We start from the raw sequence: 24,902 nt of genomic DNA on the forward strand, positions 1-24,902 counted from the left end.
AAGGGCGCCACCCACCAGGTCCCGCGCGACGGCCAGAAGCTGGCAAGCAAAAAGGCCGGGGTTTCCCCCGGCCTTTTCATTTCAACCCGCGACGCCGATCAGGCGATCGCTTCCTGGTAGCGGCGCTCGACTTCGTTCCAGTCGATGACGTTGAAGAACGCGCCGATGTATTCCGGACGGCGGTTCTGGTACTTCAGGTAGTACGCGTGTTCCCACACGTCCAGGCCGAGGATGGGGGTGTTGCCTTCCATCAGCGGGCTGTCCTGGTTGCCGGTGCTCTCGACCACGACCTTCTTGTCCGGGGTGACGCTCAGCCATGCCCAGCCGCTGCCGAAACGGGTCAGCGCAGCCTTGGTGAAGGCATCCTTGAACTTGTCGAAGCCACCCAGGTCCTTGTCGATCGCCTTGGCCACGTCGCCCACCGGGTTGCCGCCGGCATTCGGCGCCATCACGGTCCAGAACAGCGAGTGGTTGGCATGGCCACCCCCGTTGTTGCGCACCGGGCCCTGCAGGTTCTCCGGCAGCGACTTGAGCTTCTTCACCAGCTCTTCGACCGGCAGGTCAGCGTACTCGGTGCCTTCCAGCGCCGCGTTGACGTTGTTGATGTAGGTCTGGTGATGCTTGGTGTGATGGATTTCCATCGTCGCCGCATCGATATGCGGTTCCAGCGCGTCGTAGGCGTAGGACAGCTTGGGCAGGGTGTAGGCCATGATGCATCTCCTGATTGCGAGGGCACCCGACGGTGTCGGGCAGTGCGCGGTGAATGATGGGGACAGACCGCAAGATTACCAAGGGGGATGTAAAGGAAATTGCGTCCTGCCGGTGAGCATGCCGGCAATTGTTACGCAGCGGTGACGCGCGCGTTCCTCATGCCCCGTGCAGCGCACAGGCGTTACAGTGCGTGCCTCGCCCTCGCCTGCCCGTGCCCATGCGCAACCCCCGGCTGCTGATCACCGCCATCGCCCTGCTGCTGCTCGGCCTGGTCGCCAACCACTTCATGCAGCGTGCGCCAGCGCCGCAGTTCGCGCCCGAACTGCAGGGCGCGCCTGCCGCGAAGGCCCCGGCCACGCCGGCAGCCCGCACCGATGGCGGGTTGCCCGCGTTCCTGCCCGCCGAGGCGCGCCAGACCATCGCGCTGATACAGCGCGGTGGTCCGTTCCCGCACCGCCAGGACGGCAGCACCTTCGGCAACCGCGAGCAGCAGCTGCCGCAGCGCGCGCGCGGCTACTACCGCGAGTACACCGTCGACACGCCTGGCGCACGCACCCGTGGCACGCGCCGCATCGTCACCGGTGGCGATCCGCCAGAGGCGTGGTACTACACCGACGACCACTATGAATCGTTCCGCAGCTTCACCGTACCGGCCCAGGGAGCGCAGTGATGAGCCACGATGATTTCGGCCTCGGCCTGCATGACATCAACAATGCCGGCGTCTACGCCATCGACAGCGACGACATCGACGCGCTGGCCGCGGCGATGCGCGATGCCGGCCTGAAGGTGATCCGCATCGATCTGGAAGGCGTGGCCGACAAGCGCACTCTGCTGGCACGACTGGCCGCGCAGCTGGATTTCCCGGCGGGGTTCGGCGGCAACTGGGATGCTCTGTCGGACAACCTGCGCGACCTGCAATGGCTGCCGGCCAACGGCTATGCACTGTTCCTGGCCGACGTCGATGCACTGCGTGCCGCCACGCAGAAGGACTTCGACACCCTGCTGGAGGTGATGGACGAAACCAGCCGCGACTGGGTTGGCCGTGACGTGCCGTTCTGGGTGTTCCTGTCGCAGAGCGCGTGAGGTCACTGCCCTGGTGGAGGCCGACCTTGGTCGGCATGCGTGCTCCGGTAGATGCCGACCTTGGTCGGCGTTTCTGTGCCAACCAAGGTTGGCACCTACCAAAGCGCGAGCCGGCCAGCGTGCGGGGCGCGGCCCCTTGCCTAGCGGCTCCCGTTATCTTCCTGCAACTCTTTCTTGAACGGGATGTCCGGCGGCGGACGCGCCACCGCTGGCTGGTCCTGCATGTTCGGGTTGGTCAGGCCACAGCCACCACCGGCCTGCAGGATCGAGATCACGCAGGAGATCTTCGTGCCGGTGCCCGGCAACGGAATCTCCATCGACTTGATGCCCTTGCGCACCCACTCGGCCAGCAGCGATTCCTGCGGCACCCAGTACTTGTCGAACGAGGTAGGCGTGTAGTCGTACGGCGGCCGCTTCAACCAGGTGCCGGACTGGGCGATACGCTCCTTGGTCCAGCCATCGTTGGCACCGCCGGGGGCGCCCCGTTCGGCGCGCCCGTCGCCCTCCTGCCCCGGCACCCGCACGCTGCCATCGGCATTGAACAGACCGCTGCCCTTGCCGGAGGCAGCGGCATTGGCTTGGCGCGCGCCACTGCTGGCACCGTCGCGGTTGCGGCTGGATGCCCCCCAGTCATCGCCCTTGGCAGGCGTGGCCCAATTGCCCGGGTCGGGTGCCGGGCGCGCGCCGGCCTGGGCCGGTGCGGTACTGGATGCCGACGTGCGCGCCGTCGTGCTGCTGGCCTGCGCCGCGCTGCTGCTGGCCGCAGGCGCTGCGGTTGCCGCGGGGGCACTGCCAGTGGAAGGTGATGGCGCCGCCGCTGGTGCCGAGGCGACTTCGCGTTCGCGCACCTGCACGTCACGGCCCGCCGGCGCATGTACGGTCGGCTCACGGCCGGCCACGGCCGCCATGCGCACCTGCGGATCGACCACGGCCTGCACCTCGCGTTCGCGCACCTGCAGATCCTGTTGCGGAAGGCGTACCTGCACATCCGCGGTGCGCAGCGGCTGCGGCGCCACCGGGGCGTCGACCGTACTGACTTCGCGCTCCTGTACCTGGATGTCACGCAACTGCGGCGTGCGCACCGCAACGACCGGTGCATGCAGCGGCGTCGGCACAGGGGGCGCCTGCAACGGCTGCACGCTGCGCTCGCGCACGGTGGGTGTGGTGTCGCGCGGCACGATGCTGACTTCGGTGCGCGGCACGCTGACCGGCGGCACTACGAAGTCGGTGCTGGCCTCGGCCACCTCGGTGGCCTGCACCGGCGAAGGCGGCGGTGCCGCGACCGGCGCGGGTTCGGCTTCAGCCGGCGGCGCAGGCACGCTGGCGGTCGCTGCCGGCGCCGGCATGGGCGCAGGCGTCGACGCTGCGGCAGGACGCGGTTGCGGTGCGGTGGCGGCTCCCGCCTCGCGGCCGGCCGCCACCTGCCCAGCCGGCGCGGCGGCAGCGGCTTCGGCGCCCGGCTGGTCGCCACCGCCTTCCTGGGTAGCGCGGCCGACGAATTCCACCTGCACGCGCTCGCCTTCAGCGCCCTCTTCCTCCGGCGCCGTGGTGCGGATCACCGCCACCCACAGCAGCAGCACGAAGAACAGCAGATGCAACAGCGCGCTGGCCAGTGCCGAGGTCCAGCGCATCCAGCGCTGATCGCGCGGTGCGGCATCCCAGTCCTGCCAGAACAACCGGCGCAGCGCCTGCCACGGGGACAAACGCGGTGATTGCCCGGGTGGCCCGGGCAACGGACGCGGCAACAGCACCGCGATGATCTCGCCGGCATGCAGCGGCCGCGGCAATGGACCGAGCGAGCGCAGCCACAGCGCCCAGCCATAGGGCAGGCGCGTGGTTTTCTCGAGGACGGCCCCGGGCTGCTGGCGCGCCAGCAGCAGGTCGATGAGCTGCTCGGCCCGGGTCAGTGGCACGCGTCAGCGATCAGGCGGCGTTGCCGCGAGGGATGTACGGCGCGTGGCCACTGTCGTGGTCGGTCGCATCACGTACAGCGGTCACGCCCGGCACGCGGCCCATCAGGGTCTTCTCGATGCCCTGCTTGAGGGTCACGTCGGCCATGCCGCAGCCCTGGCAGCCACCACCGAAGCGCAGCAGCACCACGCCGTCGGCCGAGACTTCCTGCACGGCCACCTTGCCGCCATGCGAGGCCAGCTGCGGATTGATTTCGTTCTCGACCACCCAATGCACGCGCTCGACCAGCGAGGCGGCATCGCCGGGCGCTTCGCCCTTGATGCGCGGCGCCTTGATAGTCAGCTGCTGGGCACCGGCGGTGCCGGCGACGATGTCGATCTCGGCGCCATCGAGCCAGCCGACGCTGCTGGCATCGACATAGAGGGTGAAACCATCGCAGTCCACCGCCCACTCGTCGCCGAGCAGATCGGTCGGTTCGGCGAATTCCAGCCGGGCATCGGCGCGCGGGGTACCGGGATCGACCGCACTGAGGCGCACGCCCATGCCGGGCACGCCCTCGCGTTCGATCAACTTGCGGAAATGGGTCTGGGCAGTGTCGGAGATCTGGATCATCAGGCTATTCTAGCCAAGTAAGCGTCAGCCGCTCATTCGGTTTATACACCGTCCGGCGCATTGTTCAGTCAACACGAGGTGGAGATTCCCATGGCCGACCTGATTCCACTGGCCCAGGCCCGTTGCGTGCCGCGCAAAGGCAGCGACCACAAGCTTGGCGAAGCCCGCCTGGCCGAACTGCTGCCGCAGGTTCCCGGCTGGGAGCTGAGCGAGGGCGGCCAGGCCCTGTCGCGCACCTTCCGCTTCAAGGATTACTACGCCACCATGGCATTCGTGAACGCGCTGGCCTGGATCGCCCACCGCGAGGACCACCATCCGGACCTGGGCGTGCACTACGACCGCGCGGTCGTGCGCTTCTCCACCCACGATGTGGGCGGCCTGAGCGAGAACGACTTCATCTGCGCGGCAAAGACTTCGGCCCTGACGGAGCAACTGCCATGAACGTACGCCTGCTGAGCCTGTCCCTGTTCGCTGCGACCGGCCTGGCCGGCTGCGGCGCGTCCGAACCGCCGGCACCGCCCCCGCCGCCGCCGACCGAAGTGGCCGCGGTGAAGACGCCGCCGCCGCAGTACCCGCTGGAACTGGCCTGCATGGGCGTGGGCGGCACCAGCACTTTCAAGGTCACCATCGGTACCGACGGCAAGCCGAGCGAGGTCGCCCTGCTGACCGGCGCCGGCAACCCGCAGCTGGACGAGCTGGCCAAGACCGCCGTGCAGGGCTGGCAGTTCAATGCCGCCACCCGCAACGGCCAGCCGGTGCCGGCCACCATCCAGGTGCCGGTCAGCTTCAACCCGCCGCAGCCGAAGCCGGACCAGTGCTTCGCCATCGAAGAACGCCTGCGCCGCGGCGGTTGATCACGCGCGCCCCGACGAGGCCAGCCGACGCCCGCCTCGCCCTCGCCGCCCCGGCCTTGCCCGGGGCGGTTGTCTGTTGACCAGGATCGCGTCGGTACATGCTGCAGATTCCCCCCGAAAACGTCTGGATCGCGCTCGCGGTCACCCTCGCGGCCGGTCTCGCCACCGCCATCGGCAGCCTGCTGGTGCTGTTCTCGCGCCGGCCCAATCCGCGCCTGCTGGCCTTCGGTCTGGCCTTCGCCGGCGGCGCCATGGTCTACGTGTCGCTGTCGGAGATCCTCAACAAGTCCATTGCATCCTTCGCGCTGGCCTATGGCGAGCGCACCGGCTTCACCTACGGCACCCTGGCGTTCCTGCTGGGCGTGATCGTGATCGTGCTGATCGACCACTTCATCCCCAACCCGCATGACAGCCTGGACAAGCAGGACCCGGCATTCCGCGAGAACAGCCGCGAGTACCTGAAGCGGGTCGCCCTGCTGACCTCGATCGCCATCACCGCACACAACTTCCCGGAAGGGCTGGCAACGTTCTTCGCGACCCTGGAGAGCCCGTCGGTAGGCATGCCGCTGGCCTTCGCCATCGCCATCCACAACATTCCGGAGGGCATCGCGATCGCGGTGCCGGTGTACTTCGCCACCCAGAACAAGTTCTATGCGTTCAGCGCCAGCCTGCTGTCGGGCCTGGCCGAGCCGGTGGGCGCGGCGCTGGGCTACTGGCTGCTGTCCGGATCACTGTCGCACGCCACCTTCGGCTGGGTGTTCGGGCTGATTGCCGGCGTGATGGTGTTCCTGGCGCTGGACGAGCTGCTGCCGGCGGCCAAGCGCTATGCCAAGGGCCACGAGACGGTGTACGGGCTGGTGGCGGGCATGGGCACGCTGGCGATCAGCCTGGTGCTGTTCAAGTGGTGAGGAATTCCAGGCCCGCCCCGTAGAGTCGAGCTTGCTCGACTGACATTCCTCGACCGAACAGCAGTCGAGCAAGCTCGACTCTACAAGGGGATACGGCGCGCTGCCTGTCCTGCCTACTTCAGCCGATCCAGCGCCTCGACCAGCTCGTCGGCCAGCGGCGCGTTCAGCACGTACGGGCTCTTGCCGTCGTCCAGTGCGAACTCCAGCGAGGCTGCGTGCAGGAACAGGCGCTTCAGCCCGATCTGCTCACGAAGCCGCTTGTTGACGACCGGATCGCCGTATTTGTCGTCACCGGCCACCGGATGCCCCAGGTGCTGGGCATGCACGCGGATCTGGTGGGTGCGGCCGGTCTCAATGCGGACCTCGCAGTACGAATGGCCGCCGCGACGCTCCAGCACGCGGAAGTGGCTGATCGATTCCTTGCCGATCGCGTTGACCTGCACATGGCGCTCGCCGCCCTGGCGCAGGCCCACGTGCAGCGGCGCATCGACCGTCATCACGCCGTCGGGCATGCGCCCGGTCAGCAGGGTCAGGTAGCGCTTGCGGATGCCGGCGCCGTGGTCTTCACGCAGCAACGCCTGCAGCTCGCTCAGCGCCGAGCGCTTCTTGGCCACGATCAGCAGGCCCGATGTGTCGCGATCCAACCGGTGGACCAGCTCCAGGGTCTGCCCCGGGCGCAGCGCACGCAGGGTCTCGATGGCGCCGAAACTGATGCCGCTGCCACCGTGGCTGGCCACGCCGGTGGGCTTGTTCAGGGCCAGCAGGCGGGCGTCCTCGAAGACGATGGCCTGCTCCAGCCGGCGCATGAACGCCTCCGGAGGACCGGCCTTGTCTCCCTCTTCGGTGAGACGAACCGGCGGCACACGCACCTCGTCTCCGGCCTCCAGCTTGCGTTCGGCCTTGGCCCGGCCGCCGTTCACCCGCACCTGTCCGCTGCGCACCAGCTTGTAGACCAGGCTGCGCGGGGCGCCTTTCAGCTGGCCAAGCAGGAAGTTGTCCAGGCGCTGGCCGGCGCGGTCGGCGGGAACGGTGATCATGCGCACGGAAGGCTTGTCGCCAGCGGGCTTGGTGGGGTCTTGGGCGGTCATCAGGCTGTTTATTCTGTTACACTCGGGGGGCGAGATAAGGGATTGATTTCGTTGGAAGTTACTCAGGGCCAGAAGCCCAGCTTCCGACGAATCCGGCACAGTGCGCGACCACCGCCCGCGGGGCGGCCATGTTAGCGGCTCACCGGCCTTCCCGGCCATCGCCGGATGCCTGACACGCAACCGTGCTGAACATGTCCCGCGTGGCGCTCCAGCCTGGCTGACAGCTGCCTGCGGCCCTGCAACACCCAAAAACCCATAAGAGTGAAGCGCTCCCGCGGCCTGCCGTGGTGTCGTAGCGCTGGAAACCCAAGCCGCCCTCCCCGCGCTTGCGCGAATGGGCGGCGAGCCGTGTCCAGAGGCGAAACCCCATGGCGTTCCGCGCGGTAGCCGCTTGCGAGGAACGCAACAATGAAGCGAATGCTGATCAACGCCACGCAGGCTGAAGAGCTGCGTGTTGCCATCGTGGATGGCCAGTCGTTGTATGACATCGACATCGAACAGCCGTCGAAGGAACAGAAGAAGTCCAACATCTACAAGGGCCGGATCTTCCGCATCGAGCCCTCGCTGGAAGCGGCCTTCGTCGAATACGGTGGTGGCCGCCATGGCTTCCTGCCGCTGAAGGAAATCTCCCGCGACTACTTCCAGGCCGGTGTCGACCACAACAAGGCCGGCATCCGTGAGCTGCTGCGGGAAGGCCAGGAAATCGTCGTCCAGGTGGACAAGGAAGAGCGCGGCAACAAGGGCGCCGCCCTGACCACGTTCATCTCGCTGGCCGGCCGCTACATGGTGCTGATGCCGAACTCGCCGAGCGCGGGCGGTGTCTCCCGTCGCATCGAAGGCGAAGACCGGGCCGCGCTGAAGGACGCCCTGGACAAGCTGAACATCCCCGACGACATGGGCGTGATCATCCGCACCGCCGGCGTCGGCCGCGATGCCGAAGAGCTGCAGTGGGATCTGGACTACCTGCTCAACGTCTGGCGTGCCATCGCCGAGGCCGCGCTGAGCAAGCCGGCCCCGTTCCTGATCTACCAGGAATCGCGCCTGATCGTGCGCGCCCTGCGTGACTACCTGCGCGCCGACATCGGCGAGATCCTGGTCGACACCGAGGAGATGTACGAGCACGCCCGCGAGTTCATGCAGCAGGTGATGCCGCAGACCCTGCGCAAGCTCAAGCACTACAAGGACGACATCCCGCTGTTCAACCGCTTCCAGATCGAGTCGCAGATCGAAGGCGCCTACGAGCGCAACGTGCGCCTGCCGTCGGGTGGCTCGATCGTGGTCGACCAGACCGAAGCGCTGACCGCGGTCGACGTCAACTCCTCGCGCGCCACCAAGGGCAGCGACATCGAGGACACCGCGTTCCAGACCAACCTGGAAGCGGCCGAGGAAGTGGCCCGCCAGCTGCGCCTGCGCGACCTCGGCGGCCTGGTGGTAATTGATTTCATCGACATGGCCTCCAACAAGCACCAGCGCGAGGTCGAGAACCGCCTGGCCAACGCGCTGAAGTACGACCGCGCGCGCGTGCAGGTCGGCCGCATCTCGCGCTTCGGCCTGCTGGAAATGAGCCGCCAGCGCCTGCGTCCGAGCCTGGGCGAGTCCAGCCAGATCGTCTGCCCGCGTTGCGACGGCCACGGCCGCATGCGCAGCGTCGAGTCGCTGTCACTGTCGATCATCCGCGTCGCCGAAGAGCATGCGATGAAGGAGAACACCGGGCAGGTGCTGGTCCAGGCCCCGGTGGAGATCGCCAATTACCTGCTGAACGAAAAGCGCAGCGCCCTGCGCGAGATCGAGCAGCGCCACGAAGCGCCGATCGTGATCGTCGCCGACGAGCAGCTGCACACCCCGCACTACACCGTGACCCGCCTGCGCGAGAACGAGCTGGGCGAAGAGAGCAACAAGCCCAGCTACCAGCGCGGCACCCCGCGCAAGCTGCCGGTGCACGCCCTGACCAAGGGCCAGCTGAACATCCCGCCGCCGGCGGTGACCCAGGTCAAGCACACCTCCCCCGCCCCGGTGCGCGAGGAAGTGGAGCCGGCCGCGGCCGCTCCGGCCCCGGTGGTGGCCGCGCCGGTGGCGCAGGCTCCGAGCGGTGGCGTGATCGGTTGGCTCAAGCGCGTGTTCGGTGGCGAACCGGCCCCCGCACCGGCGCCGGCGGCTCCGGCGGCGCGCCAGCAGCAGGACGGCGGCCGCAAGGACCGCAACAAGGATCGCAACAAGGACCGCAAGGACCGTCGCGACGACAACCGTGGCAACGGCGGCAACGGCAACGCACAGCAGCAGAAGGACGGCGGCAACCGCAAGGACCGCGGTGAGCAGCGCAAGGACGGCCGCAACGGTAACAACGGCAATGCCCAGCAGCAGCCGCAGCAGGGCAAGCAGAAGGAGCCGCAGCAGAAGGATGGCCAGCAGCCGCAGCAGCAGAACAAGCCGCGCAACGAGCAGCAGGGCCAGAACCCGCAGCAGCCGAAGCTGAAGCAGCCGAAGCAGCCGCGCCCGCAGCAGGACGGTGACAAGCCGGCCGAGAAGCCGCAGCGCAACGCCGCCGACGCACCGGCCGAAGCCGTGACTGCGGCTGCAGCCGTGGCTGCCACGGCTGTCGCCGCCAACGTGGTGACCGCCCAGGAAGCCACGGCGCCAGTGGCTCCGGTGGCCCCGGCCGCTTCCGCTCCGGCTGAAGCCGCCGCACCGGTCGACGCCACCAGCAGCACCGGCAACGAGGCCGAAGTGGTTGCCGTGACCGCCGATGAGGCTGCAACCGACGCCAACGGTGACCAGGCCGGCGAAGGCGCGACCCGCCGTCGTCGCGGCCGTCGCGGTGGCCGTCGCCGTCGTCGCGGTGGCGCCGAGAACGCTGCCGGCAGCGACGTTCTGGGCGATGACCAGGACGACGGTGACGACGGCGATGACACTGATGTCGCCGAGCCGACCGCTGACAGCACTGCCGGCACCGCGCCGGTCGCTGCTGCGCAGCCGGCTCGTTCGCAGCCGGAGTTCGACTTCGATGATGAAGTCGAGCCCGCCGCTACCGACGCCGCAAAGCCGGCTCGCGCCGCTGCTGCCGTTGTCGCCGCGCCGGTCGCGGTGGTGAGCAGCGCCGTGGTCGAAGCCGCTGCGCCGGTCGTGGCCGAAGCGAAGGCTCCGGTCGAAGCTACGGTCAAGGCCGAACCGGCACCGTCGCCGGTACAGACCAGCATGCTCGATGCCATCGACGCTGCGACGCCGGTGCAGCCGGCGGCCGTTGCGACCCCGGTGACGGAAGCAACGCAGGCGGTGGTCGAGGCTGCCCCGGTCGTTGAAGCTGCCCCGGCTGTTGAGACGAAGCCGGTCGTGGCCGAGGCAGCGCCGGTGGTGGAATCGAAGCCGGAGGTTGTTGACGCTTCCCCGGTGGCGGAAGCCCAGCCGGTGGCCGTTGAGGCCGCCCCGGTGGTGGACGCCGCTCCGGCGATTGAAGCCACGCCGGTCGTCGAGACCGCGCCGATCGCCGAACAGCCGGTCGCCCCGGTGGCGGTCGAGGCCGCTCCGGTGGAAGCCGCTGCCCCGGTCGCCGAGGCCGTGGTGGCACCGTCGATTGACCCGGTTGCCGATGGTCACACCGACGCTGCAGCCCAGGCTGCCGAAGCCAAGGCCCACGAAGAAGACGAAGAAGCCGCCAAGCGCACGCCGCCGGCGCACTGATCGCGTCCTGATCGTGTGAATCGAAACGGCGGGGATCGATGATCCCCGCCGTTTTTGTTTGTGTGATTGGCGCTGGCTTCGCCCTGGTAGAGGCCAACCTTGGTTGGCGCCGTTGATTGAATGTACGCGGACACGCCGGTGCCGACCAAGGTTGGCACCTACCAGAGCGGGTCTATCTCAGGGTTTCGGCGCGAACTGCAACCGGGTCCACACGCCGTAATGATCCGAGGCCCAGCGACCGCTGTCGTCGGGCTGGTCGAACAACAGCTTCGCCTCGCGCGCGACCAGTTCGTCCTGCTGGAAGAAGATGTGGTCGATCCGCGAGGGCGCCTGGTAATAGTGCCGGTTCAAGGTACTGACCCCGGCCAGGTCCGTATTGACGTGCACGCTGCCATAGCTGTCACCGTAACGGCTGCGCAGCGCGCTCAGGTCGCCGGCATCCACCAGTGCATTGAAGTCGCCCGCGATCACCACCGGCGCACCGGCCGAGGTGTCACTGATGAAGCGCAGCAGGTCTTCCACCTGGCTGCGGCGGATGCCCTGGCCACGCTCGTCGCTGCGCTCGTTGAGGTGCGTGGCGTAGACATTCACCGGCGTTCCATCGACATCGATGCGCAGGTGGGCGACGGTTCGGTAATCGTCCAGCGGCTGCAGCAGGTGATCGCCGTGGGCCAGGATCGGACGCCGGGTCAGCAGGGCGTTGCCATAGCGTTTCGGGGCCCCGACCGGATCGGTGGACACGAACACGTACGTGTAGCCGAGTTGGCTGGCCAGCCACTGCGCCTGGTTTCGCACGTTGCGGCGCTGGATCACCTCCTGCAGGGCAACCGCATCCGGCTGCAGGCGCTTGAGCTCGGCCAGGATGGTGCGGCGCCGACTCGGCCAGTCTTCGCGGTCATGGTGCAGGTTGAAGGTGACCATGCTCATGCCAGGCACATTGGCCTCGTCAGCCGACGCGGCGGTGGCCGCGGGCTCGACCGCCATCACCACGCCCGGCAGTGCCAGTGCCAGTGCCAGCCCCAGGGCGCGCACCGACGTGCGCACCCTCGCCCCCTGCTGCTTCATCGTTACTGTCCCTTGCGTTCGGCGCGGCGCACCGCGCCCGGCACTTCGATCTCGACCCGCGCCGGCAACTGGTGCACGTGCAGTTCCTTGTTGATCCACTCAACCGCTTCACCGTTGACGGTGGCATCACCCGGATCACCGGCATACGGCCAGGGCAGCACCACGCCGCCCACCGGCGGCACCAGGCCCGGCTGCAGCTCCAGCACCAGCTGCTTGTCACTGCGCTGCAGGCGGTAGTTGAGCTGGCCCTGCGGCGTGCGCAGCCCCTGCACGGCAATGCCCTCGCCCTGCAGCCACGCGGCGGGCACGCCGGCGGCCAGCACCAGTGCGTCGTCCATGTCGCGGTTGTAGGCGAACATGTCCAGCGCCGAGCGCACGAAGTCCGAGGCGACCCAGGCGTGTGGCAGGTCACCGACGAAGAACGGCTTGCGCGGCGTGCGTGACACCACTTCCGCCCATTGGTTCCAGGCCTGCGGCGCACGGTCATTGAAGAAGAACCCGGTGGCCTGCCAGGCGCGATCGCGCCAGCCCAGGCGCACGAACGCGGCCACGTTGCGCCACTCGTACGGGGTGTAGTCCTTCCACTCGCGCTTGCCATCGCGGCGGGCCACGAATTCCTTCCAGTAGCGCTCGAAGGTCGCTTCCAGCGCCTGCTGCGGCAGGCGGCCCTGCTCACCGCCCGGGGCCAGCGCGATGGTGGTCGAGGTTGCATCGAAATCGCCCAGCTCGGCCGAACCCGGCAGGTAATCGATGTTGTGCTGCTGCATCGCAGACAGCAACGACGCCTGCAGGTCATCGCGGAACTGGTCGCGCGATTCGGCAATCTGCATCGCCTCGACCTTGCCCAGCTGGGTCGCCAGCAGCGCAGCGTCCTTGTAACCGCGCAGTGCCCAGAAGTTGTCCCAGTACGAATGCATCGGCTTGGCCGAATAGCCTTCGTGGCTGATCGAGGCCGGCATCATGCCGTAGAAGGCCGGGTTGCGCGCCCGGTTTTCCTCGGTGCGCTCGCTGGCGCGCAGTTGTTCCATGTAGGTATAGGCGCCCTGCACGTGCGGCCACATCAGTTCGACGAAGGTACTGTCGCCGGTGTAGCGCCCATATTCGGCAATGCTGTAGATCAGCTCGCCGTGGCTGTCGTTCTCCGGCACCGGGTCGCTGCCGCGCGCATCGACGCAGCACGGCACCTTGCCGTTCTCGAACTGGTACGGCGCATACCAGTTGATGTAGTCACGTACGGCGTCGCTGCGGCCCATGCGCAGCAGACCTTCGGAAATCATCGCGCCATCGCGGATCCAGCTGCGCGCGTAGGAACGCGTACCCGGCTGCAGGCGCGGCCCAACGCGCGAGATCAGCATGTGCGCCACCGCGGTACGCAGGGTGTCGACCAGCGCCTGGCCGGCCGCCGGCACCTGCAGCGAGACCACGCCCAGCTTCTGTCGCCACTGCTCGGCCACCTGTGCCTGGGCCTTGGCCACATCCAGCGCCCTGGGCGCCCAGCCGCCGGTCTGCGGCAGTACCACCGCCACTTCGCGGCTCTGGCCGGGCTCCAGCTTGATCGTATACATCAGCGCGCCCGACGCCATGCCGGTGCTGTCCTTCACCGCCGTGGTGGCCGGGTACTTGCCGCTGGCCAGATGCATCGCATCGAGCTTGCCGTCGAACGTGCTGGCGAAGCGCGCGTCCGGCACCTGCAGCGGGTAGATGCGCGGCTCACCATTGATCCGCACCAGCTGTTCGCCGACATCCAGCGCATCGATGCGGCTGAAGCCGCCGACGGTGTTGAGGAACTGGGTCGGCGGGTTGACCTGCCACGGGCGGATCGCCAGTGCCAGGGTGTACTCGTGCGCGACCTTGTCCGGATTGCTCAGCCGGTAGCGGCCGATCAGCTGCGCGCGCTCCGGCGTGCCCTGCACGAAGCTGGTCACGGCCAGGCCGACCTTCTCGTGTACCCAGTCGACGTTGGCGATCGGCAGATAGTGGTCCTGCAGCGACTGGGTGATGGCCACTTTCGACCAGTCCAGCAGCTTGCCATCGAGCCGGATGAACGGTTCGATGCTGAAGCTGCCCTTGGCCGGCTCCAGTGCGCCGTCTTCGCTGATCAACGCCTGCTCCTGGCCACCATCGAGGCCCAGCAGGGTCCAGTACGGCTGTTCACCGACATAGGCGCGCGGCAGCGCGCCACGCGGCAGGTCGGCAGCCACCGACGACAGGAATGCGTTCGGAGTGGCGGCAAAGGCCAGCGGCTTGAGCATGATGTCGCGGATGCCATAGCGCCAGTTCGGGCCGTCCTGCAGGTCAAAGCGCACGTAGCGTGCGTCGGTATCCGGCAGCGCCAGCCAGTCGCGGCCACCGGCACCGCTGGTCACTTCGCGTACGGTGCGCCAGTCGCGGCCATCCTCCGAGGTGCGCACGGTATAACGGCGCGCTTCCAGATCCGGCAGCCAGTCGATCACCGCACCGCCGATCTCGCGGCTCTTGTGCAGGTCCAGGCTGATGGTCTGCTGCTTGACGCCACCGCTGATCCAGAACGTATCGCTCTTGCCGTCGATCATGCGGTCCTGCAGCGCGGTGGCGGTATCGGCGATCACCGATGGCACCAGCGCTGAATCATCCTGCGGCGGCAGGCCCTGCAGGGTCAGCCTGTCGAAACACACCGTGCCCCGGCCGCCGACCTTGCTGTAGATCGTGAACTCGACCGCGGCACTGCGCGCCATCTCCTTCTCGGGCGACGGCCCCCACGCCTTGTCGATCTGCCGGCGGCGGTACTCGACCGGCGTCCACGCCTTGGGGAAGCTGTAGCCGGGGCGGTTGACCCACCACACGTTGTCACCGCTGGCGTCGATCAGCTTGAACTGCAGGTCATTGCCCGGCGAATCACCGCGCAGCTGGAAGCCGAAGCGATAGTTGACCGGGTACTCGATGTTGAGCGCGCGACGGATGCCGACGTAGCCGGAGACCTTGTGGAAATCGTAGTCGAGGCACAGCGCGCGGCCACCACCGGCACCACTGACCGGGCGCAACGAACCACTGACCTGGTCGGACAGGACCAGTTTCCAGGCGCCGATATCGTCGAAATCGTCCAGCACTTTCGGTGCCGGCAGCGCCGGCGGCGCGGCGATCGCCAGGGAGGTCCACAACAGGCCCAATCCAACGGCGATCGCTCGCTTCATCCCTTGACGCTCCCCAGCAACAGACCTTGGATGTAGTACCGCTGCAGCACCAGGAACAGCGCCAGCACCGGGACCACGGTGACCACCGCGCCGGCCATCATCATTTCCACGTCCATGATGTGTTCGCGCGAGAGGGTGGCCAGTGCCACCGGCAAAGTGTAGTGCTCCTGGTCGGTCAACACGATCAACGGCCACATGAAATCGTTCCATGCGCCCATGAAGGTGAAGATCGCCAGGGTCACCAGCACCGGCTTGAGCATCGGCAGCACGATCTGGAAGAAGATGCGCAGCTCCCCTGCCCCGTCGATGCGCGCCGCTTCCAGCAGCTCGTCCGGGATCGAACGCGCGTACTGGCGGACCAGGAAGATACCGAACACGCTGGCCAGCGCCGGCACGATCACGCCGCCGAAACTGTTGACCAGGCCCAGCTGCTTCATCAGCAGGAACAGCGGCAGCATCGCCACCTGCGCCGGGATCACCAGCGCGGCCATCAGCACCTGGAACAGGCGCTCGCGGCCGACGAAGTTCAGCTTGGCGAAGGCATAGCCGGCCATGGTGTTGAGCAGCAGCGAACCGATGGTGATGCCCAGCGACACCAGCAGGCTGTTGGCGAAGTTGCCGCCCATGCCGGTGCGCGCGAACAGCTCATGGTAGTTGTGCGTGGTGATGCTCGAAGGCAGCAGCGGCGGCGGGAAATGGCTGGCCTCGCCCTGCGGCATGAACGACACCGACACCATCCACAGCAGCGGCGCCAGGCTGACCAGGGCCAGCACCAGCAACGCACCATTGATCATCCACGGGTACCAGCGCGACTGGCCGATTTCACGACTCATACCAACTGCCTCTTGCGGCCGAAACGCAGCATCACGGTGGTCACCGCCAGGATGATCAGGAACAGCAGGAACGCCACTGCGGAGGCGCGTCCCAGGTTCCACCACTTGAAGCCTTCCTCGAACATGAAATACAGCACGCTGACGGTGCTCTGCAGCGGGTCGCCACGGGTCATCACGTACGGCTCGGCGAACAGCTGGAAGTAGCCGGACACGGTAATGACCCCGACCACCAGCAGCACCGGGCCGAGCATCGGCAGGGTGATGTGCAGGAACTGCTTCCAGCGTGAGGCGCCGTCGATGCGCGCGGCCTCGTACAGGTCATGCGGGATCGCCTGCAGGCCGGCCAGGAAGATCACCATGTTGTAGCCGAAGTTCTTCCACACCGCGAACAGCATGATGGTCGGCATCGCCCAGTTGGGATCGCCCAGCCAGTCGATCGGGCTGATGCCCAGATGGCCCAGGCCGTAGTTCACCAGCCCGTAACTGGTATGGAACAGGTAGCGCCAGATCACTGCCACCGCCACCAGTGTGGTCACCACCGGGGCGAACAGCGCGGTGCGGAACAGCGCCTTGAAGCGCGCGGCCGGTGCATTGAGCAGCATCGCCGCGCCCAGCGACACGCCGATCGACAACGGCACGCCGATCAGCACGAAGTAGGTGGTGTTCCACAACGACTTCCAGAACATCGGTGTCTGCAGCAGATCGATGTAGTTGCCCAGGCCGACGAAGCGCAGGTTGCTGCTGTCAGCCAGCGCGTAGAGGTCGAAGTCGGTCACGCTCAGCGCCAGCGCCGAGGCCACCGGCAGGCCGAAGAACACGCCCAGCACGATCAGCGAAGGGCCGGCGAAGATCCAGCCGGCAAGTGAAGTACGTTTCATTGCGCGCTCCCGGCGGCCACGGCACTGCTCGATTGCGGCGACGGCGCGCGCTGCTGCAGGCGTTGTTGTTCATGCATCCAGCGGCGCTTGGCCAGCACCTTGTCCACGCGCTGGTCCAGCTCTTCCACCGCCTTGTCCTGCGGCAGGCCACCACGCACCACCTTTTCGGTGACGATGCGCATTTCCTGCACGATGCGCTCCCATTCGAGCACCTTCGGCGTCGGTTTGACCCGCTCCAGCTGGTCACGGAACGCAACCGCCAGCGGATCATTGGCCAGCGATGGCGCATTCCAGGTACTGCGGCGCGGCGGCAGGTCGCCGATGATCGAATGGAAACGCGCCTGGATTTCCGGCCGCGACAGGAACTCGATCAGCTTCCACGAGGCCTCCTTCTGCTGCGACTTGCGGAAGATCACCAGGCTGGTGCCACCGGCGATGCCGGCCCCCGGGCCATCCGGACCCGGCAATGGCGCGGTACCCCACTGCCCTTCCAGCTCCTTCGGCTGCAGCTTCTTGAACTCGCGGATGTTCCAGGGCCCGGAGATGTAGAACACGTTGAAGCCCCGGAAGAACTCGTCCCAGACGTTGGAAATCTGCGTCTCGGACATCTTCGGCGCCCAGCCCTGCTCGAACATGTTGGCGTAGAAGGCGAGCGTGCGGCGGAACCCCGGGCTGGCGAAATTGCCTCGGGTGTCATCGTCGCGCAGCAGCGGGTCGGGCTGCTGCAGCGCCAGCGACAGCTGCTGCTCGAACTCGTTGATCGGCATCAGTACCGCGTAGCGGTTCGGCCCCTGCATCTTCTTGATCGCGGCCATCTGCTCGTCCCACTCCTGCCAGGTGCGCGGCGGATGGTCGTAGCCGGCCTTGGCCAGCAGGTCCTTGCGGTAGTAGATCAGGCGGGTATCGACATACCACGGCACGCCGACCAGCTCGCCATGGATCACGTTGGTATCCCAGATGCCCTGGAAATAGTCCTTCGGGTCCACCACGGACGAACGCTGCACGAACGGCTGCAGCGGCATCAGCGCGTCGAGTTCGGCGAACTCGGGCACCCAGGTGTTGCCGAGCTGGCATACATCCGGCAGGCCGTCGGCGGCGAACGCCGTCAACAGTTTCTCGTGCGCGGCGGTCCAGGGAATGTTCTGCACATCCACCTTGATGCCGGGGTTCTCGGCCTCGAACTCGTGGATCAGCTCGCTGACTACTTCGGCCTCGCGGCCCATCGCCCAGAAACGCACGGTGGTGGTGCCCGGCTCGGTGCGGGCGCAGCCGGCCACGGCCAGTGCGGCCAGGGCAGGCAGCGCCCAGCGGCGCAGGCGGTCGATCCAGTTCGGCATCGGGTTACTTGCCCTGGCCTGTGGTGCGGTTGGCATTGTTCTTCTGTTCCTGCGCGGCAGCCGCGCGTGATTCGGCGATACCCACCGCGCGTGCCGCCGCGGCCTTTTCGTCCTTCTGCAGTTCAAGCGGCTGGAACGAGCCTTCCGGCGCCAGCCAGCCACCACTGAACCCGGCCCGCTCCAGCCCCTTGCGGATGTACGGATTTTTCTTCATCACTTCCCACACGAAATCGTTCCGGTAGTTGGCGATCATGGTCAGGATCGGGCCCTGGTCGATGGCGATGTAGTCGCTGGCGACCCAGCCACGATCCGGCACCAGGCGGCCGGTCTTGATCGGAATGTCGTAGTTGAAGCTGGGATTGAACGAATCCAGGAAACCGTAGCTGGAATAGATGTAGTCGCCATAGCGCTTGTGCATCTCCAGCGTGGCCGGGATCACCTGCTCGGGCGCGAACACCACCGACGCGATCGCGGCGGTCGGGGCGATGGTGCCGTCATCGAAGTTCTCGCGCAGGCCGGCGCCGCGCGAAGAGTAATGGCGGAACTGGCGCTGCTCGCCGCGGTATTCCTGGGTGGTGTTCTGCGGGCCGTCGCTGGCGGTCAGGCCCCACACGTTCTCGCCATAGTCCTTCCACTGCATCGGGTTGGCGATGGCGTACTCGCGCTGGGCCAGCGCGGCCGAACGGCTGTTGAGGAAATAGGTGCTGCCGCGCTCGCGCATGTACGCGTCCTGGATATCGCGGAAGTCGATCCAGACGTGGCTGTACTGGTGGCCGAACAGCGGGCCGAAGGACAGGTATTCCTGGCCCTGGTAGACACCCCAGTCGTTGTCGTAGGTCCGCGTCCATACCGTCCAGGCATCCGGGCTGACCGGGTGCGTCGGCGAGCCCAGGGCAAGGATGTAGACCATCATCGCCTCGTTGTAGCCCATCCAGTCATGGTCGATGAAGCCGCTTTCGGGGAACCAGCCCATCGAGATCAGCGGTGCACGCTGCTGCAGCCACGGCCAGTCGATCTTCCTGTACAGCGTGTCGGCGATCTGGCGGATTTCCTTCTCGCGCGGATCGTCGCCATCGTAGTACGACTGCGCGAACAGCACGCCCATCATCAGCAACGCGGTATCCACCGACGAAAGCTCGACCCAGCTGTCGTAGCGACGGCCTTCCTGCATGTCCAGGAAGTGGTAGTAGAAGCCCTTGTAGCCGGCCTTGCCGGTGCGCTGCGGGCCCATCGGCACGTCGCGGAAGAACTTCAGCGTGGTCAGGGTGCGGTCGATCGCCTGGTTGCGGCTGACCCAGCCGTTCTCGATGCCGATCGGATAGGCGGTCAGCGCGAAGCCGACCGAGGCGATGCTGGCGAACGGCCGCGACGGATAGCGGTCCGGGGTCAGGCCGTTGATCTCGTTGGTGGTGTCCCAGAAGAACTGGAAGGTGCGGCGCTCGATGTCGTCGAACAGCGGCGGCAGCTCCGGCTTCATCGGCCGCGGCGGTGCATCGGCCTCGATCAGGATCACCGGCGGCCGCGGCTTGGCAGGCTCCTGCTGGGCCGGCTGGCAGGCGGCCACGGCCAGGCTCAACGCTGCGGCGGACAACAGATGGCGTGCCTGCATGGCGCGGTTCCTCCGGTGGTCTGATCGATGGGAAAGCATAACGTCCAATGATCTGAAATCGTTTACAAGGTGCAGGCTGAAAAAACCACGAAAAACGTGGTTTGACACCGCGATCATTGCCCACGCCGCTGCCCCCTGGCCGGCAGCGGCGTGGGCAATGGACCGGCACGCGGCCGGCCATTGCCGTTGTTCATCCTGCCGATGCCGCCGGCGGACCGGCGGCATCGGAGTACTGCTGCAGGCTGGACCGCTTAGAAGCGGAAGCCCACTTCAGCCTTCACCTGGCGCGGCGTACCGACGATGTCGCCGGTCTCGTTGTAGCTCGCGGTCAGCTTGCCGTTCTTGTAGTAGTTGTAGTTCGAGAAGTTGTCGAAGTTGAACACGTTGATGATGTCGATACGCGCATACAGCTCGGTATCGCCCGGCATCTTGAACGTCTTGGTGGCCTGCAGGTCGACCGAGCGGTAGCCGAAGATCTTGCCACCCAGCAGGAACCGGCCATTGCCACCCGGAACCGCCGCCATCGGCGTCGGCAGGTCGAAGCCGTTGGCCTGCGGCACGCCGTACCAGTCGTTGATCGCGGTCGGGGTGGCCAGGGTCAGCTTGCCACCGAAGGTGATGCCCCAGAAGCCCGCGTACGATCCGGTCACCACCAAGCGGTGGCGCGGCGCACCGTTGGAGCGGATGGTCGGGTAGTCACCGATCACGCCGCGGTCGAACGCGTAGTGCTCGTTGATGTCACGGTTGTGGCGGGCGGTGGTCCAGGTGTAGGCGATCGAGGTGCCCCAACCGCTTTCCTGGGTGAACGGCTTCTGCGCCGACAGCAGGATCTGGGTGGCGCGGGTCTTGATGCCCTGCTGGCCGATGATCAGGCTGCCGAAGCCCGGCACGTTGCAGCTCCAGGCCTGGCCCAGGCCGGCCTGGGTACCGCCGCACAGGCGCGGGTCATCGAAGAAGTTGCCGGTCGGATAGCGGTTGCCCAGGGTGAAGGCGAAGCCATCGTAGGTCAGCGTGCGCGAGATGGTGGCGTCGGTCAGCCACTCGCCGATCTGGTTGCTCATGCCCAGGCTGAACTGGTCGGCGTAAGGCACCTTCAGGTTGTTGTTCAGCAGGTCCACTTCCAGGCCGGCATTGCTGGTCGAACCGACCAGGCTCTGCAGGTTGCCGATGCCGTTGAGCAGGTTCGGATTCCAGTCATAGCAGGCGGCGTTGCCCTGGAAGCACTGGCCGGTGGCCGGGTTGCGGAAGTAGATGGTCGGCTGCGGCAGCGCCAGCTTGGTGGTTTCCAGCTGCAGGTAGTCGAACAGGTCGCGGTCGTAGGAACGGCCCGCACCACCGTGGATCACGTGCTGCTCGTCGGCATTGATGTCATACGAGAAGCCCAGGCGCGGCTGCCAGGCATCCTTGAACGCCTTGCGGTTGTGGCCGTTGCTGATGTAATCGTTGATGTTCAGGCCGCTCAGCGCCAGCGTATCGGCGTAGCTCTGGCCAGCCGCAGCACGCGGGTCCTGCGCGAACAGCGCATTGACCACTTCCGGCGGGGTCACGAAGTCCAGGTAGGACGGGTTCTTCTCGTAGTCCCAGCGCAGGCCGAGGTTCAGCTGCAGGTGGTCGTTGACCTGCCAGTCGTCCTGGATGAACAGGCCGATCTGCTTGACCTTCGAGCGCACTTCGCCGGACACGCCGGACACGCCGGTCACCGGCTTCACGAACTGCGCCTTGTACGGAATGCTGTCCGGGAAGGTCGGGTTGTCGATGGTGTAGTAGAACTGCGGATTGATCTGCGCCGCGTCGGAGGCGTACAGGTCGATCTGCTTGTACTTGGCGCCCATCTTGATGGTGTGGTCACCGGCCCACTGGATGCCATCCAGGGTCAGGTTGTCTTCGATCGACCAGCCCTTCTGCCCCTTCACCTGCGACGACATCGCCGACGAGCCGCCGATCGAGACGATCGGGCGCTCTTCGTTGGCGCCGTCCGGAGCGGTGTAGTTGAAGCCGTTGCCCATGCTCAGCGGCTTGGGATTGTTGAACGAATCCTCGTGGGTGACCATCAGCTCGTTGTAGTAACGCTCACCACTGTGATTCCAGCGCAACGCGTAACGACGGTCGGTGTTCTTGGTTTCCTTGCCGTGCATCGGCGCGGTCTGGTCCGAGAACTGCTGCTGGGTTTCGTCACGGTCCTGGAAGGTCAGTTCCAGGCGGTCGTTGTCGGTCGGCTCGAAGTCGATCTTGCCGAAGATCAGGTCCTGCTGGAACGGCTGGCTGGCCGGGCCCAGGCCGGCCTGTGCGTCGGCCGGCACGCGGTCGGCCTTGCTGGTCACCGCGCCGTGCGGGGCAATGGTCACCGGCAGGTCGAAGCGCTTGGCTTCATAGGTGACGAAGAAGTGGGCCTTGTCCTGGATGATCGGGCCGCCCAGGGCGAAGCCGTATTCCTTCTCGGCCGAGACCATCTTCGACTTGTTCGGCTGGCGCTCGGCCGGGGTCATCGCACGCATGTCTTCATCGGTGTAGCGGTAGAACGCCTCACCCTTGAACTCGTTGGTACCCGACTTGGTCGCCGCGGTGACGGCGGCACTGGAGACCTGGCCATACTCGGCCTTGTAGTTGCCGGTGATGACCTTGTACTCGCCGATGGCCAGCTGCGGGAACGGGTTGCCCGCGCTGCCGGACTGGCCGGCGACGCCGCCGCCCTTCACGTAACTCTTCTGGCCCACGCCATCGATGTAGACATTGGTGCCATCGGCATTGGTGGCACCGCCGCGCAGCGAGGTGTTGCCCTTGGCATCACGGGTGAAGATCATGCCCGGAACCGCGTCGGCGAACTCCAGGAAGTTGCGCGAGACCTGCGGGGTGGTCTGGATCTGCTGCAGGCTGACGGTCTTGCCGACTTCGGAGGTGCGCACTTCCTGCAGCAGGGTCGGCGCGACGACATTGACGGTGTCGAGGTTGGTCGCTGCGGTCGAGCCCGGGGTGCTGCTGGCCGCACCGGCGAAGTTCAGGGTAGCGGTCGAGGCCACGGTGACGGTGACCTTCTGCGACTGGCCATTGGCGACCACGTCATAGGTACCCGGATCCAGGCCCATCAGCGAGTAGCTGCCATCGGCACGGATGGTGCCGCGGCGGACGGTGCCGGTGGCCACGTTGGTGGCGGTGACTTCGGTGCCTGCCTGGGCGCCGGCCACCTGGCCACGAAGGCTGGCATTGGCCGACTGCGCCATGACGTTCGGAGCGGCGGCCAGCATCAGGCAGCTGACCAGTGCGGTGCTCAGCAGCCGGCGTGCCGGCGTGCGGAAGGTGGTGTGCATCATCAACTCAATCTCCGGGTGGCGGTGACCGCGTGCGCGGTCCCTGCGATCAATCAAAAAAGAAGGAACGCCTCTGGCTTCAACGGCCGGATGGCGGAGTGGTGGAATCGCGAACTATCAAGCGGGGAACCAGGGTCTGCTTGTCCCCTGTCCCGTCCGTGGAGGTGCCGTCCATCAACTGCATCAGGCGCGTCATGGCCCGATCGCCAAGCTCGGCGATGCTGACCTGCATGGTGGTCAGCGACGGGTGGACGAAACGCGCCAGTGGAATGTCATCGAAACCCGCCAGGGCGACATCGGACGGCACATGGACCCCTGCCTGGGTGAACGCATACAGGCAACCCAGGGCCATCATGTCGTTGGCGGCGAACACGGCATCGGGCAGCGCTCCGGCTGCCAGCAACTCCTGACCGGCGCGATGGCCGGAAGCTTCGTCGAAATCACCGGGCAGCTCGATGCCCTCGGCGCCACTGCCGAATGCGGCCAGCGCGTCACGGAAGCCGCGCAGGCGCTCGCGCGCGTCGAAGTTGAGGTCCGGGCCAGAAATGAACGCAATGCGGCGGTGGCCGGCATCCAGCAGGTGGCGGGTCATCGCCATCGCGCCGGCATGATCGTCGATGCTCAGCACCGGGTGGTCCTGCCCGGGCAGATAGGTGTTGATCAACACCGTCGGCAGCGACTGCGGCAGGTTGTCGGTCAGGAAGCCCGGGCTCTCGGCATAGGGCGACAGCACCAGCAGGCCGTCGACGCGGCCGCGCATGGCACGCAGGGCCGCGCCCTGCTGCTCCTGGTCACCGTGGTAGCTGGACACCAGCAGGTGCTGGCGGCGGTTGCGGGCAACGTTGTCGATGCCGCGCATCAGCTCGGAGAAGAATTCGCCGTACAGGTCCGGAAGCACCACGCCCACCGTATTGGTGCGGCGGCTGCTCAGGCTGCGGGCGGCGGCGTGCGGGGTGTAACGCAGCCGTGCGGCCACCTCCAGCACAAGCTGGCGGACCGGTTCGGCGACATTTTCATGCCCGTTGAGCGCGCGGGAAACCGTGGCCACGGAGACCCGGGCTTCGCGAGCGACGTCTTTGATTGTGATAGCTGCCTTGTTCACGAAGCCGCCCTCCACGGCTTGGACCTACCAGCATTGGCGCGGAATGTAAGCGTTTCCATCTGGGCTTGTAAACAGTCCGTTAGGCGAATGTCCTGAAATGGACATGGAAATCTGTCCATGGCGGGGCCCCGCAGGGACCGGCCAGGACAGTGCGGGACAAGGGCTCAGCCCTGTTCTGACGGGGTCTGTGCGCGGATGGACAAGGCGTGGATATCGGTGTCCATCATCGACCCCAGCGCGGCGTAGACCGCGCGATGCCGGGCCAGCGGCCCCAGTCCGGCGAAGCGTTCACTCACCACATGCACGTTGAAATGGCCGCGCCCATCACGCGCGCCGGCATGCCCGGCATGGCGATGACTGTCGTCCTCGATCTCGAGCACGCTCGGCGCCAGTGCCTGTTGCAGCGCATCACGCATCCGTTCGATCCGTTCCGCGTTCACGGCAGGACCTTGCGGAACGGACGCACCTGCACGCGGGTGTAGACGCCTGCGGCCACGTACGGGTCGGCATCGGCCCAGGCCTGGGCCTGTACCAGCGATTCGAACTGCGCGATCACCACCGAACCACTGAAACCGGCCGGGCCCGGGTCTTCGCTGTCCACCGCCGGGCACGGGCCGGCCAGCAGCAGGCGCCCCTCGTCACGCAGCGCGTGCAGCCGCGCCAGGTGTTCCGGCCGCGCCTGCAGCCGTTGCGCCAGCACGTCCTGGCCGTCATACCCTTCGATCACATACCACACCGGCATTTCCTCGCTTGCGTTGTCG

The 24,902-nt window shown here is 66.8% G+C and carries 20 protein-coding genes; 6 read left to right on the plus strand and 14 right to left on the minus strand.

Going from position 1 to position 24,902, the window contains the following annotated elements; all coding sequences use genetic code 11:
* Positions 1-98: 98 nt before the first annotated feature.
* Positions 99-710: a superoxide dismutase gene (locus QRO93_RS04815; protein ID WP_005410310.1), complete on the minus strand. Its 612-nt coding sequence runs from the start codon at positions 708-710 to the stop codon at positions 99-101.
* Between the two features lie 218 nt (positions 711-928).
* Here QRO93_RS04815 and QRO93_RS04820 point away from each other — a divergent pair, with 218 nt between their 5' ends.
* Together QRO93_RS04820 and QRO93_RS04825 are read left to right on the plus strand one after the other, a co-directional pair.
* A complete protein-coding gene (locus QRO93_RS04820) occupies positions 929-1,381 on the plus strand; it encodes a ribonuclease domain-containing protein (RefSeq protein ID WP_164241217.1) in 453 nt (150 codons plus the stop codon).
* Positions 1,381-1,794: a barstar family protein gene (locus QRO93_RS04825; RefSeq protein ID WP_053450276.1), complete on the plus strand. Its 414-nt coding sequence runs from the start codon at positions 1,381-1,383 to the stop codon at positions 1,792-1,794. Before QRO93_RS04820 ends, QRO93_RS04825 begins: the two co-directional genes overlap by 1 nt.
* Before the next feature lie 140 nt (positions 1,795-1,934).
* On the opposite strand, the gene QRO93_RS04830 is transcribed toward QRO93_RS04825, so the two are convergent.
* Positions 1,935-3,707, minus strand: coding sequence for a hypothetical protein (locus QRO93_RS04830; RefSeq protein ID WP_285303977.1), 1,773 nt, complete (start codon positions 3,705-3,707; stop codon positions 1,935-1,937).
* A 10-nt stretch (positions 3,708-3,717) separates the two neighbouring features.
* Positions 3,718-4,317 (minus strand): NfuA family Fe-S biogenesis protein, encoded by a 600-nt coding sequence (locus tag QRO93_RS04835; protein WP_006456023.1) that lies wholly within the window; start codon positions 4,315-4,317, stop codon positions 3,718-3,720.
* Between the two features lie 90 nt (positions 4,318-4,407).
* Between QRO93_RS04835 and QRO93_RS04840 the strand changes: the two genes are divergently transcribed.
* From QRO93_RS04840 to zupT, 3 genes are all read left to right on the plus strand, one after another.
* Positions 4,408-4,758, plus strand: a complete 351-nt coding sequence (locus tag QRO93_RS04840) for a 4a-hydroxytetrahydrobiopterin dehydratase (RefSeq protein WP_049466833.1) — start codon at positions 4,408-4,410, stop codon at positions 4,756-4,758.
* On the plus strand, positions 4,755-5,171 hold the full coding sequence (locus tag QRO93_RS04845) for an energy transducer TonB (protein WP_049458519.1): 417 nt from the start codon (positions 4,755-4,757) through the stop codon (positions 5,169-5,171). Before QRO93_RS04840 ends, QRO93_RS04845 begins: the two co-directional genes overlap by 4 nt.
* Positions 5,172-5,269: 98 nt before the next feature.
* Complete coding sequence (gene zupT / locus QRO93_RS04850) at positions 5,270-6,079, plus strand: zinc transporter ZupT (RefSeq protein ID WP_006456115.1); 810 nt, start codon at positions 5,270-5,272, stop codon at positions 6,077-6,079.
* A 113-nt stretch (positions 6,080-6,192) separates the two neighbouring features.
* Here the strand turns inward: zupT and QRO93_RS04855 are convergent, their stop codons facing one another.
* Positions 6,193-7,167, minus strand: a complete 975-nt coding sequence (locus tag QRO93_RS04855; RefSeq protein ID WP_040007401.1) for an RluA family pseudouridine synthase — start codon at positions 7,165-7,167, stop codon at positions 6,193-6,195.
* 408 nt (positions 7,168-7,575) lie between these two features.
* On the opposite strand from QRO93_RS04855, the gene rne reads away from it, so the two are divergent.
* Positions 7,576-10,842, plus strand: coding sequence for a ribonuclease E (gene rne, locus QRO93_RS04860; protein ID WP_180879738.1), 3,267 nt, complete (start codon positions 7,576-7,578; stop codon positions 10,840-10,842).
* Between the two features lie 177 nt (positions 10,843-11,019).
* On the opposite strand, the gene QRO93_RS04865 is transcribed toward rne, so the two are convergent.
* From QRO93_RS04865 to QRO93_RS04910, 10 genes are all read right to left on the minus strand, one after another.
* Positions 11,020-11,907: an endonuclease/exonuclease/phosphatase family protein gene (locus QRO93_RS04865; RefSeq protein ID WP_164086725.1), complete on the minus strand. Its 888-nt coding sequence runs from the start codon at positions 11,905-11,907 to the stop codon at positions 11,020-11,022.
* Between the two features lie 2 nt (positions 11,908-11,909).
* A complete protein-coding gene (locus QRO93_RS04870) occupies positions 11,910-15,077 on the minus strand; it encodes a discoidin domain-containing protein (RefSeq protein WP_180879740.1) in 3,168 nt (1,055 codons plus the stop codon).
* Positions 15,074-15,910 (minus strand): carbohydrate ABC transporter permease, encoded by an 837-nt coding sequence (locus tag QRO93_RS04875; protein ID WP_006456347.1) that lies wholly within the window; start codon positions 15,908-15,910, stop codon positions 15,074-15,076. Before QRO93_RS04875 ends, QRO93_RS04870 begins: the two co-directional genes overlap by 4 nt.
* Positions 15,907-16,788, minus strand: a complete 882-nt coding sequence (locus QRO93_RS04880) for a carbohydrate ABC transporter permease (protein WP_005410323.1) — start codon at positions 16,786-16,788, stop codon at positions 15,907-15,909. Before QRO93_RS04880 ends, QRO93_RS04875 begins: the two co-directional genes overlap by 4 nt.
* Complete coding sequence (locus QRO93_RS04885) at positions 16,785-18,125, minus strand: sugar ABC transporter substrate-binding protein (protein WP_180879748.1); 1,341 nt, start codon at positions 18,123-18,125, stop codon at positions 16,785-16,787. The genes QRO93_RS04880 and QRO93_RS04885 overlap by 4 nt, the downstream gene beginning before the upstream one ends.
* 4 nt (positions 18,126-18,129) lie before the next feature.
* Complete coding sequence (locus tag QRO93_RS04890; RefSeq protein ID WP_053450284.1) at positions 18,130-19,734, minus strand: glucoamylase family protein; 1,605 nt, start codon at positions 19,732-19,734, stop codon at positions 18,130-18,132.
* Between the two features lie 251 nt (positions 19,735-19,985).
* Positions 19,986-23,042 carry a TonB-dependent receptor domain-containing protein gene (locus QRO93_RS04895; RefSeq protein WP_053450285.1) on the minus strand — a complete coding sequence of 1,019 codons (3,057 nt, stop codon included), beginning with the start codon at positions 23,040-23,042 and terminating at the stop codon, positions 19,986-19,988.
* A 76-nt stretch (positions 23,043-23,118) separates the two neighbouring features.
* The gene (locus tag QRO93_RS04900) at positions 23,119-24,156 is read right to left on the minus strand and encodes a LacI family DNA-binding transcriptional regulator (RefSeq protein ID WP_006456453.1); all 1,038 of its coding nucleotides are present in this window, start codon (positions 24,154-24,156) and stop codon (positions 23,119-23,121) included.
* 149 nt (positions 24,157-24,305) lie between these two features.
* Positions 24,306-24,557: a BolA family transcriptional regulator gene (locus QRO93_RS04905; protein WP_040007399.1), complete on the minus strand. Its 252-nt coding sequence runs from the start codon at positions 24,555-24,557 to the stop codon at positions 24,306-24,308.
* Between the two features lie 20 nt (positions 24,558-24,577).
* Complete coding sequence (locus QRO93_RS04910; protein ID WP_049456038.1) at positions 24,578-24,877, minus strand: YciI family protein; 300 nt, start codon at positions 24,875-24,877, stop codon at positions 24,578-24,580.
* Positions 24,878-24,902 lie beyond the last annotated feature (25 nt).

This window comes from Stenotrophomonas maltophilia group sp. Smal17 (assembly GCF_030237045.1).
GTDB classification, from domain to species: Bacteria; Pseudomonadota; Gammaproteobacteria; order Xanthomonadales; family Xanthomonadaceae; genus Stenotrophomonas; species Stenotrophomonas forensis.

What these genes read in the sequence shown, in the direction of transcription:
- QRO93_RS04825 (WP_053450276.1), top strand. Translation starts at nt 1,381, where the DNA reads ATGAGCCACGATGATTTCGGCCTCGGCCTGCATGACATCAACAATGCC.
- QRO93_RS04870 (WP_180879740.1), bottom strand. Translation starts at nt 15,077, where the DNA reads ATGAAGCGAGCGATCGCCGTTGGATTGGGCCTGTTGTGGACCTCCCTG.
- QRO93_RS04880 (WP_005410323.1), bottom strand. Translation starts at nt 16,788, where the DNA reads ATGAAACGTACTTCACTTGCCGGCTGGATCTTCGCCGGCCCTTCGCTG.
- QRO93_RS04840 (WP_049466833.1), top strand. Translation starts at nt 4,408, where the DNA reads ATGGCCGACCTGATTCCACTGGCCCAGGCCCGTTGCGTGCCGCGCAAA.
- QRO93_RS04835 (WP_006456023.1), bottom strand. Translation starts at nt 4,317, where the DNA reads ATGATCCAGATCTCCGACACTGCCCAGACCCATTTCCGCAAGTTGATC.
- QRO93_RS04905 (WP_040007399.1), bottom strand. Translation starts at nt 24,557, where the DNA reads ATGCGTGATGCGCTGCAACAGGCACTGGCGCCGAGCGTGCTCGAGATC.
- QRO93_RS04855 (WP_040007401.1), bottom strand. Translation starts at nt 7,167, where the DNA reads ATGACCGCCCAAGACCCCACCAAGCCCGCTGGCGACAAGCCTTCCGTG.
- QRO93_RS04865 (WP_164086725.1), bottom strand. Translation starts at nt 11,907, where the DNA reads ATGAAGCAGCAGGGGGCGAGGGTGCGCACGTCGGTGCGCGCCCTGGGG.
- rne (WP_180879738.1), top strand. Translation starts at nt 7,576, where the DNA reads ATGAAGCGAATGCTGATCAACGCCACGCAGGCTGAAGAGCTGCGTGTT.
- QRO93_RS04820 (WP_164241217.1), top strand. Translation starts at nt 929, where the DNA reads ATGCGCAACCCCCGGCTGCTGATCACCGCCATCGCCCTGCTGCTGCTC.
- QRO93_RS04885 (WP_180879748.1), bottom strand. Translation starts at nt 18,125, where the DNA reads ATGCCGAACTGGATCGACCGCCTGCGCCGCTGGGCGCTGCCTGCCCTG.
- QRO93_RS04815 (WP_005410310.1), bottom strand. Translation starts at nt 710, where the DNA reads ATGGCCTACACCCTGCCCAAGCTGTCCTACGCCTACGACGCGCTGGAA.
- QRO93_RS04895 (WP_053450285.1), bottom strand. Translation starts at nt 23,042, where the DNA reads ATGATGCACACCACCTTCCGCACGCCGGCACGCCGGCTGCTGAGCACC.
- QRO93_RS04845 (WP_049458519.1), top strand. Translation starts at nt 4,755, where the DNA reads ATGAACGTACGCCTGCTGAGCCTGTCCCTGTTCGCTGCGACCGGCCTG.
- QRO93_RS04890 (WP_053450284.1), bottom strand. Translation starts at nt 19,734, where the DNA reads ATGCAGGCACGCCATCTGTTGTCCGCCGCAGCGTTGAGCCTGGCCGTG.
- zupT (WP_006456115.1), top strand. Translation starts at nt 5,270, where the DNA reads ATGCTGCAGATTCCCCCCGAAAACGTCTGGATCGCGCTCGCGGTCACC.
- QRO93_RS04875 (WP_006456347.1), bottom strand. Translation starts at nt 15,910, where the DNA reads ATGAGTCGTGAAATCGGCCAGTCGCGCTGGTACCCGTGGATGATCAAT.